This window comes from Phycicoccus mangrovi (assembly GCF_018729305.1).
Classification (GTDB): Bacteria; Actinomycetota; Actinomycetes; order Actinomycetales; family Dermatophilaceae; genus Phycicoccus; species Phycicoccus jejuensis.
The window spans coordinates 21,036-33,665 of record NZ_JAHHWP010000017.1 but is presented as its reverse complement, the minus strand read 5'-3'; the positions used below and the strand labels follow the sequence as shown (position 1 = coordinate 33,665).

Here is a 12,630-nt window from a genome sequence, read left to right as displayed (position 1 = left end):
CGGTGACAGAGCGTCTACCCGTTGGTAACCTTGCCCGGATTTCTCAACGGAGAGCTAGGAGCAGCCCCACCATGCGCAAAACCGTCGGTTTGGTCCTGTTGGGGTTGTTCGGCTTCCTCGCCGTCGCCGCCGTGCTGACGGCGACCGTCGCGCCCGGGATGCTCAAGAAGACGCCGCTCGACGTCGACTCCGAGACCCGTCTCACGGGGACCGCCTCCTACCTCGGGGCGCCGGAGGTGCCCGTCAAGGCGCTCAACCACACGGTCGCGGACGGCAAGACCTCCACCTCGGACGTCGTCGTGTTCGACACCTTCACGTGCGTGATCCGCAACCCCGACGGCAACTCGCCGGACTGCCTGAGCGGGGACGACGAGCGCACGCTGACGCTCAGCTCGGACCGGTTCGCGACGAACCGCACGAGCGCCGAGAGCGTGCCGGCGGAGCAGTCGGGCGACTTCGGGGTCGAGCCGCACGAGGGCGTCGTCAACAAGTGGCCCTTCGACCCGGAGCCGAAGACCTACACCTACTGGGACGGCCTGCTCGGTCGCGGCGTCGAGGCCGTCTACGACGGCGAGGAGGACGTCGACGGCGTCCCCGCCTACCGGTACCGCGTCACGGTGACCGACCAGCCGGCCGAGGTGAGCAAGGGCGTCTCCGGCCTGTACTCGGACGACAAGACCCTGTGGATCGACCGGGGGACCGGCTCGATCCTCGACACCAAGGAGCACCAGGTCCGCACGCTCGAGGACGGCGCCTCCGCGCTGGACATCACGCTGGCGTACACGGCCGACACGGTGAAGAAGAACGTCGAGGACGCGAAGGCGAACAACGCGCAGCTGTCGGTCCTCGGCTGGGCGCCGATCGCCCTCGGGGTCCTGGCCCTGCTCGCCCTGGCCGGTGGCGTCTTCCTCCGGATGGCCGAGTCGCGCGGCGGCGCGGCGCACGCGACGCGCGAGCCCGAGCGCGTCCGCGGCTGACCTCGCGGGGAGGGTCAGGCCGGGCGCTCGGTGACGAGGATCGCCGTCCCCGGCAGGACCCTCCCGCGCAGGGGCGACCAGCCGCCCCACTCGGCCTCGTTGCGCTCGGGCCACTCCGGCTCGACGAGGTCGACGAGCACGAGCCCGGCCGCCACGACCTGGCGCACGAGGTCGCCGAGGGTGCGGTGGTGCTCGGTGTACGTGACGACGCCGGCCTCGCTCTCGACGTAGGGCGTGCGGTCGAAGTACGACTGTGACACCGTCAGCCCGGCCGGCCCGGGCACGTCGGGGAAGGCCCAGCGCACCGGGTGCGACGTCGAGAAGACGAAGCGTCCGCCCGGCCGCAGCACGCGGGCGGCCTCGCGCAGCACCGCGGCGCTGTCCGCGACGAAGGGGATGACCCCGTAGGCGGTGAACACGCGGTCGACCGACGCATCCGCGAGGGGGAGGACCGCCCCGTCGCACTGGAGGAGGGGGAGCGGGGCGCCACCCGCGCTCGCGTCGAGCCGGCGCCCGGTGCGCAGCATCCCGGCCGACAGGTCGCTCGCGACGACCCGCACGTCGTGGGTGCGCGCCAGCCAGCGCGAGCACTGCGCCGCGCCCGCGCCGATCTCGAGCACGGTCATCCCGTCGCGGACGCCGAGCAGGTCCAGCTCGGCCTCGGTCCAGCCCTCGGGCCCCCAGACGAAGGAGTCGTCGCCGAGGAAGGCGCCGTGCTCGGTGTAGTAGTCGTCGGCCTCGCCGTCCCACCACGACCGGTTGGCCGCCCGGGTCTCGTCGGCGCCGACGGCCCGGCGGCCCGCCTCGGACGTCATCGGCGGGCGTCCCCGACCGCCACCGTCCCGGACGTTTTGCCCGCTGCGCCCGGAGCCGAGTAGGCTGGCCGAGCACACGTGTGCCCTGCGTGGGTCACGCGTGCGCGCGAAGCATCCCATCGATTCCATCTGTCCACATCGGAGTTCCTACTACATGACTGCCAGCACGGTCGACACGACCGCCCCCCAGATCGCGATCAACGACATCGGATCTGAGGAAGACCTCCTCGCCGCCATCGACGCGACGATCAAGCACTTCAACGACGGCGACATCGTCGAGGGTCGCATCGTCAAGGTCGACCGGGACGAGGTCCTGCTCGACATCGGCTACAAGACCGAGGGCGTCATCCCCTCGCGCGAGCTGTCCATCAAGCACGACGTCGACCCCAACGAGGTCGTCGCCGTGGGCGACGAGGTCGAGGCCCTCGTCCTCCAGAAGGAGGACAAGGAGGGTCGCCTGATCCTGTCCAAGAAGCGCGCCCAGTACGAGCGCGCCTGGGGCACGATCGAGAAGATCAAGGAGGAGGACGGCGTCGTCACCGGCACCGTCATCGAGGTCGTCAAGGGTGGCCTCATCCTCGACATCGGCCTGCGCGGCTTCCTCCCGGCGTCCCTCGTCGAGATGCGCCGCGTCCGCGACCTCCAGCCGTACGTCGGCAAGGAGATCGAGGCCAAGATCATCGAGCTCGACAAGAACCGCAACAACGTGGTCCTGTCGCGCCGTGCGTGGCTCGAGCAGACGCAGTCCGAGGTCCGCACGACGTTCCTCAAGGAGCTCGGCAAGGGCCAGGTCCGCACGGGTGTCGTGTCCTCGATCGTCAACTTCGGTGCGTTCGTCGACCTCGGCGGGGTCGACGGCCTCGTCCACGTCTCCGAGCTGTCCTGGAAGCACATCGACCACCCGTCCGAGGTCGTCGAGGTCGGCGACGAGGTCAAGGTCGAGGTCCTGGACGTCGACATGGACCGCGAGCGCGTCTCCCTGTCGCTCAAGGCGACGCAGGAGGACCCGTGGCAGCACTTCGCCCGGACCCACGCGATCGGCCAGGTCGTCCCGGGCAAGGTCACCAAGCTCGTCCCGTTCGGTGCGTTCGTGCGCGTCGACGACGGCATCGAGGGCCTGGTCCACATCTCCGAGCTCGCCGAGCGCCACGTCGAGCTGCCCGAGCAGGTCGTCACCGTCGGCCAGGAGATCTTCGTCAAGGTCATCGACATCGACCTCGAGCGTCGCCGCATCTCGCTCTCGCTCAAGCAGGCGAACGAGGACGGCGCCGGCCAGGTCGAGTTCGACCCGACCCTCTACGGCATGGCCGCGGAGTACGACGAGCAGGGCAACTACAAGTACCCCGAGGGCTTCGACCCGGAGACCAACGAGTGGCTCGAGGGCTTCGAGACCCAGCGCGAGGCCTGGGAGAAGCAGTACGCCGAGGCGCACGCCCGCTGGGAGGCGCACCGTGCCCAGGTCGAGGCGTTCGCCAAGGCCGACGCGGAGGCCGCCGGCGGCAGCGCCGAGACCTCGTACTCCTCGGAGTCGGGCTCGTCCTCCTCGAGCGACAGCTCGCCGCGTCCGCAGCAGGCCGTGCAGTCCGAGGGCACGCTCGCCTCGGACGAGGCCCTCGCCGCCCTGCGCGAGAAGCTCACCGGCAACTGAGCCACCGCGCCGCCACGGCGCACCGGCTCTGCCACGAGGGGCCCGGACCACACGGTCCGGGCCCCTCGCCCGTGCCCGGGGTGAGCAGTTCACGGATGTCACCTTCCGGACGGAACTCGTTCACCTCCAAGCCCCCGTCGGTCGACCCGCGCGGTTAGGGTCGCGCACGTGCCGCCGACGTCGACGACCCAGCCCGATGTCGCGCGAGGGGGAACCACCGGCCCACCCGAGCCGGTCGGCCCCCCTCCGCGACGCTCGTCCGGACGCGCCTGGGAGTGGTCCCTCGCCGCGCTGCTCCTCGCCCCGAACCTCGTCCTGCTCGTCGTCTTCACCTACCGGCCGCTGCTGGACAACATCCGGCTGTCCTTCACGGACTGGAACATCTCGGCGCCGGTCGCGAACCCGGTCGGGGTCGCGAACTACGTCGAGTGGTTCGGCCGCGAGGACACCCGCACCGTCCTCGGCAACACGCTGGTCTTCACGGTCGCGACGGTCGGCATCTCGATGGCCCTCGGCCTCGGCCTGGCGATCCTCCTCGACCAGCGGCTGCGGGGGAGGAACCTCGTCCGCTCGGCGGTCTTCGCCCCGTTCGTCATCTCGGGCGCGGCGGTCGGCGTCGCGTTCCAGTTCGTCTTCGACCCGAGCTTCGGGCTGGTCCGGGACCTGCTCGCCCGCATCGGGGTCGAGGCGCCGGACTTCTACCAGCGCTCGGGCTGGGCGTTGTTCATGGTGACCTTCACCTACATCTGGAAGAACCTCGGCTACACCTTCGTCATCTACCTCGCCGCCCTCCAGGGCCGGCGCGCCGACCTCGACGAGGCCGCCGAGATCGACGGCGCCTCCCCGTGGACGCACTTCCGCAAGGTGCTCCTGACGCAGCTGCGCCCGACGACCTTCTTCCTCTCCATCACGGTGCTGCTCAGCTCGGTCCAGGTCTTCGACATCATCAACGTGATGACCCGCGGCGGGCCCGTGGGCGACGGCACGATGACCCTCGTCTACCAGGTGTACCGCGAGACCTTCGTCAACCAGCGGGCCGGCTACGGCGCGACGGTCGCGACGGTCATGTTCCTCATCCTCCTGCTCGTCACCGTCGTCCAGGTGCGGATCATGGACCGGGGGCAGCGCTCGTGAGGGCCCGCGCGCACGGGGCCGAGGCCGCCTCGCACCGCTCCCGCGGGATGACCGTCGCCGGCTACGCCGGGATGGTCGCCGTCCTGCTCCTCGTCGGCGTCCCGCTGTTCTGGATCGTCATCACCTCGCTCAAGGAGCGCGGCGACATCTACGTGCAGCCGGCGCAGTGGCTGCCCGACCCCGCGACGACCGCGAACTACCACGACGTGACGACGCGGATCCCGTTCCTCGACTACTTCCGCAACTCGGTCATCATCACGCTCGTCCTGTCGGCGTCGAAGATCGTCCTCGGCGTCATCAGCGCCTACGCGCTCTCGCTGCTGCGCTTCCCGGGGCGCAACCTCGTCTTCCTCGTGGTCATCGCGGCGCTCATGGTGCCGAACCAGATCACGGTGATCAGCAACTACGCGCTCGTCGCCCAGCTCGGCTGGCGCAACACCTTCCAGGGCATCATCGTGCCGCTCGCGGGGGTGGCCTTCGGGACCTTCCTCATGCGCAACCAGTTCCTCAGCCTGCCGGGCGAGATCATCGAGGCGGCGCGGCTGGACGGGGCGGGGCCGATCAAGCTGCTGTGGCGGGTCGTGCTGCCGATGTCGTGGCCGACGCTCGTCGCCTTCTCGCTCATCACCGTCGTCAACGAGTGGAACGAGTACCTCTGGCCGTTCCTCATGTCCGACGACCAGCGCACCGCGCCGCTGCCGGTCGGCCTGACCCTGCTGCAGAACAACGACGGCGTGACGAACTGGGGACCGGTGATGGCCGGCACGGTGCTCGCGATGCTGCCCGTGCTCGTCCTCTTCCTCGTCCTGCAGCGCCAGATGATCAAGGGCCTCACCGCGGGGGCCGTCAAGAGCTGACCCGCACCACCCCACCGACACCCACGACGCACATCCACCCCGGGCGACCAGACCCGGACCACAGGGAGGGCACCACCATGAACAACGTCACCCGCCGAGGGTTCCTCGGCCTCGCCGGCGTCGCGGGCGCCGCCGGTCTCAGCGCCTGCGCCGGCACCGGCACCAGCGCCACCTCGGACCAGGGCGGCGACGGCACGACGCTCGAGCTCTGGAGCAACCACCCCGGCAACAGCAAGCCGGTCGAGCAGGAGCTCATCGCCGCGTTCCAGAAGGCGAACCCCGGCATCACCGTCAAGCTCGTCGACGCCGGCAAGAACTACGAGGAGGTCGCGCAGAAGTTCAACGGCGCGCTCGTCGGGGGCACCCTGCCCGACCTCGTCGTCGTCTCCGACGTCACGTGGTTCAACTTCGCCCTCAACAAGCAGCTGACCCCGCTCGACGACCTGCTGTCGACGGCGAAGATCGACACCGCCGACTACGTCGACGCGCTCTACGGCGACTACCTCTTCGACGGCGGCCACTTCGCGCTGCCGTACTCGCGCTCGACCCCGCTCTTCTACTACAACAAGGAGATCTGGTCCAAGGCCGGCCTCGAGGACCGCGGCCCGAAGGACTGGGACGAGTTCAAGGAGTGGTCCGACGCGCTCAAGGCGGCGGCGGGCAACGGCAAGTTCGCGATGGAGCTGCCCGACGGCTCGAACTACCTCGACTGGCACTTCCAGAACATGGCGTGGGGCTACGGCGGCGGGTACTCGCAGGAGTGGACGCCGACGTTCTCCGCCGAGGGCACGGTCAAGGCCGGGCAGTACCTCCAGGACCTCGCGAAGGCCGGCGTCGTCAAGTTCAACGCCACCCCCGAGGCCGACTTCTCCGCCGGGCTCGCCGGCTGCATCCTCCAGTCGACCGGTTCGCTCGGCGGCATCACGAAGGACGCGAAGTTCGAGGTCGGCACCGCGTTCCTGCCCGGTGAGGGCAACTGCCCGACCGGTGGCGCGGGCCTCGGCATCCCGGCGAACATCTCGGACGCGCGCAAGGCCAACGCCGTCAAGCTCGCCGAGTTCCTCACGAACGCCGAGAGCACGGTGACCTTCACGCAGGCGACCGGGTACATGCCGGTGCGCAAGTCGGCCGTCGAGCTGCCCGCCGAGAAGGACTACCTCGCGAAGAACCCCAACGCCAAGACCGCGATCGACCAGCTGCCGCAGACCCGCTCGCAGGACAACGTCCGCGTCCTCCTGCCCGGTGGCGGTGCCCGCATCGGGAAGGGCCTGGACCAGGTCGCGCAGGGCCAGGACGTGGCGACCGTCTTCGCCGGCCTCGACACGGAGAGCCGGCAGGTGTTCGACAACCAGATCAAGTCCAAGCTCTGAGGAGAGCCACCCGATGGCAACCGTCTACTTCGACGCGGCGACCCGCCGCTACGCCAAGGACGCCGCCCCGGCGGTCGACGCGGTGACCCTCGACATCGAGGACGGCGAGTTCCTCGTCCTCGTCGGGCCCTCGGGCTGCGGCAAGTCCACGACCCTGCGGATGCTCGCCGGCCTGGAGCCGGTCGACGGCGGCCGCATCCTCGTCGACGGGCACGACCAGCAGGGCGTGCGTCCGCGCGACCGTGACATCGCGATGGTGTTCCAGAGCTACGCGCTGTACCCGAACATGACGGCCGCCCAGAACATGGCCTTCGCGCTCGACAACTCCGGTGTCTCCAAGGCGGAGACGAAGACCCGGGTGCAGGAGGCGGCGCGCATCCTCGAGATGGAGGACCTGCTGCACCGCAAGCCGGGGCAGCTCTCCGGCGGGCAGCGCCAGCGCGTCGCGATGGGCCGGGCGATCGTGCGCCAGCCCAAGGTGTTCTGCATGGACGAGCCCCTGTCCAACCTCGACGCCAAGCTGCGTGTCTCGACCCGCAGCCAGATCGCCGGGCTGCAGCGCCGGCTCGGGGTGACGACGGTCTACGTGACGCACGACCAGGTCGAGGCGATGACGATGGGCCACCGGGTCGCGGTCCTGCGCGACGGGCGGCTCCAGCAGGTCGACGCCCCGGAGGTGCTCTACGACAAGCCCGTCAACACCTTCGTCGCCTCGTTCATCGGCTCCCCGGCGATCACCCTCGTCGAGGCGCCGGTGCGTGAGGGCCGGGCCGAGGTGCACGGGGTGCCCGTCGCGCTCGACCGGTCCGTCGCGTCGGGGGCCGGCGACCGCGTCGTCGTCGGGCTGCGCCCGGAGGCGTGGCGGATCGCCGGCGCCGACGACCCCGGCGCGCTCGAGCTGACCGTCGAGCTCGTGGAAGCGCTCGGCTCGGAGTCGTTCGTCTACGGCCGCCGGCCCTCGACCGACGGCGCCGAGGGGGAGCGGGTCACCATCAAGACCGAGAAGCGGGCCGGGGTCGAGGTGGGCGACGTCGTCCGCGTCCGGCCCCTGGAGGCTGAGGCGCACGTCTTCGACGCCGAGAGCGGCGAGCGGCTGGGCGCCTGACGGCGGTCGTGCGTGGCAGGGTGGAGCCATGCCACGCACGATCGCCACGAACACCTCGGTCGAGCTCGACGAGCTCCTCGACTTCGTCCGTCCCCGCCACCAGATGGTCCTCATGACCACGCGCGCCTCGGACGGTCGTCCGCAGGCGTCGCCGGTCACCGGCGGGGTCGACGACGCCGGCCGGATCGTCGTCACGAGCTACCCGGAGCGGGCCAAGGTCCGCAACGCCCGTCGGGACGCACGCTGCAGCGTCCTCGTGCTGTCCGACGACTTCGGCGGGGCGTGGGTGCAGGTCGACGGTGACGCCGAGGTGGTCGACGCGGTCGACGACGTCGAGCCGTTCGTCGAGTACTTCCGGAACATCTCCGGCGAGCACCCCGACTGGGACGAGTACCGCCGGGCGATGGTCGCGCAGGGCAAGTCGCTCCTGCGCATCACCCCCACCCGCTGGTCACCGGTCGCGACCGGCGGCTTCCCCGCGCGCCTCGCCGGGGAGTGACCGCCCACGCCGGCCCGGTCCTGCGCGTCGGTCTGACCGGCGGCATCGGCTCGGGCAAGTCGACGGCGGCCCGCGAGCTCGCGCGGCTCGGTGCCCACGTCGTCGACGCCGACGCCGTGGCCCGGGAGGTGGTCGAGCCCGGGCAGCCGGCCCTGGCCGAGATCGCCCGTCGCTTCGGCGACCACCTCCTGCGCCCGGACGGCTCGCTCGACCGGGCCGCCCTGGGGCGCATCGTGTTCGGCGACCCGGCGGCGCTGCGCGACCTCGAGGCCATCACCCACCCCGCCATCTGGGCGCGCACGGCCGAGCTCGTCGCCGAGGTCCCGGACGGCGGCGTCCTCGTGCACGACATGCCGCTGGTCGTCGAGAAGGGCATGGCGGGGGAGTACCACCTCGTCGTCGTCGTGGGGGCCGACGCCGAGGTCCGCGTGGCCCGACTGGTGCGCGACCGCGGGATGGACGAGGCCGACGCCCGCACCCGGGTCGCCGCGCAGGCCGACGACGCGGCGCGCCGCGCCGCCGCCGACGTGTGGCTGCCCAACGAGGGCAGCCCCGAGGCGCTGGCCACGGCGGTGCGCCGGCTGTGGCACGAGCGGCTCGAGCCCTTCGCCGACAACCTGCGCAGCGGCACGCGCAGCCGGCTGCCCGCGCCCGTGCTCTGCCCGCCCGACGCCGCCTGGGCGCCGACCGCGGCGCGGCTGCTCGCCCGGGTCCGGCACGCCGTGGGCGAGGCGGCGGTGACGCTGGACCACGTCGGGTCGACCGCGGTCCCGCACCTGCCGGCCAAGGACGTCGTCGACCTCCAGGTGGGCGTCGCGGACCTCGCCGACGCCGACGACCCCGCCTTCGTCGCCGGGATGGCGCGGATGGGGTTCGTCCGCGTCGAGGACGTCACCGAGGACCACGGCAAGGACGGCGCGCCGTGGCCCAAGCGCTTCCACGGGTCGTCCGACCCGGGGCGCGTCGCCCACGTCCACGTGCGCGAGGTGGGCTCTGCCGGTTGGCAGTTCGCTCTGCTGTTCCGCGACTGGCTCCGCGCCGACGCCACCGAGCGCGACGCCTACGCCACCGTCAAGGCCGACCTCGCGGCCCGCCTCGTGACGACCGAGGAGTACGCCGACGCCAAGGAGCCGTGGTTCGACGCGGCGTACCCGCGCGCGCACGCGTGGGCCGTGCGGACCGGGTGGACCCCGGGGGCCTGATCCTCCCCGGGCCGCTCGGGGTGTGACAGGGTGGGTCGATCGCGCTCCGGCGAGGGGACCGGGGCACCATCGACCGAACTGGGGACTCCGTGACCGCGACCGACACCACCGCCGTCGACGACGGGACCGGTGCGCTCAGACGATCCATCAACGGCAAGCAGCTGTTCTTCTACACGCTGGGTGACGTGCTCGGCTCGGGCATCTACGTCCTCGTGGGGCTCGTCGCGGCGGCCGTCGGCGGGGCGTTCTGGATCGCCTTCGCGCTCGGCATCCTCGTGGCCGCCATCACCGGGTCCGCGTACGCCGAGCTCGTGACGAAGTACCCGCGGGCGGCCGGCGCGTCGCTCTACGTGAAGAAGGCGTTCGGCAGCCCCGTGCTGACCTTCCTCGTCACCGTGTCGTTCCTCTCCGCGAGCTTCGCCGCGACGGGGTCGCTCGCCACCGGCTTCGCGTCGTACTTCGCGACGCTCTTCGACGGCGGCGGCCCGCCGGCCCTGCTCGTGTCGCTGGTCTTCGTCGCGCTGCTCGCCGTCGTCAACTTCGTCGGCATCACCGAGTCGGTCGTCATGAACATGCTCATGACCTTCGTCGAGGTGGCCGGCCTCCTCGTCATCATGGCGATCGGCGTCTACCACGTCGTCCAGGGGGACGCCGACTTCGGCGTCCTCACCGACATCAGCACCGACGGCAACCCGGCGCTGGCGATCCTCGCCGGGATCGCGTTCTCCTTCTTCGCGATGACCGGCTTCGAGAACACGGCGAACGTCGCCGAGGAGACCGTGGACCCGCACCGGCACTTCCCGCGCTCGCTCGTCGGGGGTATGGTCGTCGCCGGCGTCGTGTACGTCCTCGTGTCCATGGCCGCCGCCCTCACCGTCCCCGTCGACCGGCTCGCCGACTCCGACGCCGCGCTGCTCGAGGTGGTGAAGTCGGGGATCCTGCCGTTCTCGACGGACCTCATGGCGACGGTCTTCTCCGTCATCGCCCTCGTCGCCATCACGAACACGACGCTCGTCACCCTCGTGACCCAGCCGCGCATCCTCTACGGCATGGCCAACGAGGACGTCGTGCCCGGCATCTTCGCGACGGTCCACCCCCGTCGCCGCAGCCCCTGGGTCGGGCTGCTGTTCAGCGCCCTCGTCGTCGCGGCGCTGCTCGTCACCGGCACGGTCGTGCTCGAGGCGGGCGGCGGCATCGACCTCGTCAACCGGCTCGCGCTGGTCACCGTCGTCTTCCTGCTCTTCATCTACGCCCTGGTCATCGTGGCGTGCCTGCGCCTGCGCGGGCAGGACGAGCACGAGAAGACCTTCCGGGCCAACACCCCGCTGCTGCTCCTCGGGCTCCTGGGCAACCTCGCCATCCTCGCGTTCGCGATCTACGACGACCCGACGTCGCTCCTGTGGTGCGGGGGGCTGCTCGCGCTCGGGGTGGTCCTCTACCTCGTCGAGCGCGTCGTCGGCTCGCGGACCGGCAGCGACGACACGGAGGCGGACCCGGCGCTCACCCGGTGACGGTGGCGACGGCCCGGGGTCCGAGGCGCTCGAGCGCGGCGACGAACAGGTCGAGGTCCTCGGGTCGGGTGCGGTGGTTGCCGATGGCGACGCGCACGGCGAGCCGTCCCCGCAGCGTCGTCTCGGTGACGACCGCCACGCCGCTCTCCTGGACGAGGAGGACCAGCTCGCGGTTGACGGCGTCGAGCTGCTCCTCGTCCAGGCCGTCGACCCGGTAGCGGAAGCACACGATGTCGCAGCCGACGGGGGCCAGCCGCTCCAGCGCGGGATGGTCGTCGACGAGCGCGGCCAGCCGGTGGGCCAGCGCGGTCGTGCGGTCCATCACCGCGCCGTGCGCGTCGGCGCCGTGCGCCAGCAGGGCCATCCACACCCGCAGGGCGCGGAACCCGCGGGTGAGGTCGATGCCGTACTCGTTGAACCAGACGTCGCCGGCGGCCAGCCCGCGCGTGGCGTGCCGCAGGTAGGCGGGCACGACCGAGAAGGTCGCGCGGTGGGCGGCCTCGTCGCGCACGAGGACGAGCCCGACGTCCATCGGCGCCTGCATCCACTTGTGCAGGTCGAGCGCCAGCGAGTCCGCCCGAGCCATCCCGCGGACGAGGTCGCGGCGGGCGCTGAGGCCGAGGAAGCCGCCGATCGCGCCGTCGACGTGCATCCACAGGCCCTCGCGCTCTGCCAGGTCGGCGACGGCGTCGAGGTCGTCGACCGCGCCGGTGTTGATCGTGCCGGCCGTCGCGACGACGGCGAGCGGCCGGACGCCCGCGGCCCGGTCCGTCGCGACGGCGTCGGCGAGGGCGTCGACGTCGAGCGTCAGGTCCTCGTGCACGGGGACGAGGCGCAGCGAGGCCTCGCCGAGCCCGAGCAGCTCGCAGCTCTTCCGGTGGCAGCTGTGGACCTCGCCGCTCGCGTAGACGGCCATCGGCCCGGCGCCGGCCAGCCCCTCGGTGCGCACGGTCGGGCCGAGGACCGCGCTGCGGGCGACCGCGAGCCCGACGAGGTTCGCCTCCGAGGCGCCGCTGACCAGCAGGCCGCTCGCGCTCGTCGGGTACCCCACGGCCTCCGCGCACCAGCGCACGACCTGCTGCTCGACGAGCACCGGCGCGTGGTCGCCCCCGCCGAGGTTCGGGTTGAGGGCGCTGGCCACGAGGTCGGCCAGGGTGCCCACCGGGGTGCCGGCCCCCATGTACCAGCCCCAGAAGCGCGCGTGGTCGTTGCCCATCGTGTACGGCACGACGCGGGACAGCACCTCGGCGTAGGCGGCCTCCGCCCCGATGCCCTCGCGGGGGAGGGGGCCGGCGAAGGAGTCACGCACGTCGTCGGGCAGCGGCTGCCAGACGGGCTCGTCGCGGCGGCGCTCGAGCCGGTCGAGGAGGTCGTCGACCACGCGGTGGGCCAGGGCCCGGAAGGAGTCCGGGTCGACGGGGTCGAGGGTCTCGGGCGCGGAGCCGGTCATGGCGCCGATGGTCCCACCGGGCGCGGGGGGGGGGGGGGGGGGGGGGGCGCGGGGGGGGGGGG

General features: G+C 71.8%; 11 protein-coding genes. 9 read left to right on the top strand and 2 right to left on the bottom strand.

The window, feature by feature from the left end; translation table 11 throughout:
• Positions 1–71 precede the first annotated feature (71 nt).
• The gene (locus tag KMZ30_RS15695) at positions 72–977 is read left to right on the top strand and encodes a PorA family protein (RefSeq protein WP_215513714.1); all 906 of its coding nucleotides are present in this window, start codon (positions 72–74) and stop codon (positions 975–977) included.
• Between the two features lie 14 nt (positions 978–991).
• Here KMZ30_RS15695 and KMZ30_RS15690 read toward each other — a convergent pair whose 3' ends face one another.
• Positions 992–1,792, bottom strand: coding sequence for a class I SAM-dependent methyltransferase (locus tag KMZ30_RS15690; RefSeq protein WP_215513715.1), 801 nt, complete (start codon positions 1,790–1,792; stop codon positions 992–994).
• A gap of 154 nt (positions 1,793–1,946) precedes the next feature.
• Between KMZ30_RS15690 and rpsA the strand changes: the two genes are divergently transcribed.
• The 8 genes from rpsA (at position 1,947) to KMZ30_RS15650 (ending at position 11,118) form a co-directional block, all read left to right on the top strand.
• Positions 1,947–3,440 carry a 30S ribosomal protein S1 gene (gene rpsA / locus KMZ30_RS15685; protein WP_215513716.1) on the top strand — a complete coding sequence of 498 codons (1,494 nt, stop codon included), beginning with the start codon at positions 1,947–1,949 and terminating at the stop codon, positions 3,438–3,440.
• A 168-nt stretch (positions 3,441–3,608) separates the two neighbouring features.
• Positions 3,609–4,574, top strand: a complete 966-nt coding sequence (locus KMZ30_RS15680) for a carbohydrate ABC transporter permease (protein WP_215520062.1) — start codon at positions 3,609–3,611, stop codon at positions 4,572–4,574.
• Complete coding sequence (locus tag KMZ30_RS15675) at positions 4,571–5,431, top strand: carbohydrate ABC transporter permease (protein ID WP_308279821.1); 861 nt, start codon at positions 4,571–4,573, stop codon at positions 5,429–5,431. The genes KMZ30_RS15680 and KMZ30_RS15675 overlap by 4 nt, the downstream gene beginning before the upstream one ends.
• 77 nt (positions 5,432–5,508) lie before the next feature.
• Complete coding sequence (locus KMZ30_RS15670; protein ID WP_215513718.1) at positions 5,509–6,801, top strand: ABC transporter substrate-binding protein; 1,293 nt, start codon at positions 5,509–5,511, stop codon at positions 6,799–6,801.
• Between the two features lie 13 nt (positions 6,802–6,814).
• Positions 6,815–7,906, top strand: coding sequence for an ABC transporter ATP-binding protein (locus KMZ30_RS15665; RefSeq protein WP_215513719.1), 1,092 nt, complete (start codon positions 6,815–6,817; stop codon positions 7,904–7,906).
• A 28-nt stretch (positions 7,907–7,934) separates the two neighbouring features.
• Positions 7,935–8,405 (top strand): PPOX class F420-dependent oxidoreductase, encoded by a 471-nt coding sequence (locus KMZ30_RS15660; RefSeq protein ID WP_215513720.1) that lies wholly within the window; start codon positions 7,935–7,937, stop codon positions 8,403–8,405.
• Positions 8,402–9,607, top strand: coding sequence for a dephospho-CoA kinase (gene coaE, locus KMZ30_RS15655; protein WP_215513721.1), 1,206 nt, complete (start codon positions 8,402–8,404; stop codon positions 9,605–9,607). Before KMZ30_RS15660 ends, coaE begins: the two co-directional genes overlap by 4 nt.
• 89 nt (positions 9,608–9,696) lie before the next feature.
• Positions 9,697–11,118, top strand: coding sequence for an APC family permease (locus tag KMZ30_RS15650; protein ID WP_215513722.1), 1,422 nt, complete (start codon positions 9,697–9,699; stop codon positions 11,116–11,118).
• On the opposite strand, the gene KMZ30_RS15645 is transcribed toward KMZ30_RS15650, so the two are convergent.
• Positions 11,108–12,568, bottom strand: a complete 1,461-nt coding sequence (locus tag KMZ30_RS15645; protein WP_215513723.1) for a pyridoxal phosphate-dependent decarboxylase family protein — start codon at positions 12,566–12,568, stop codon at positions 11,108–11,110. The two genes, KMZ30_RS15650 and KMZ30_RS15645, sit on opposite strands and share 11 nt — an antisense overlap.
• Positions 12,569–12,630: the final 62 nt, after the last annotated feature.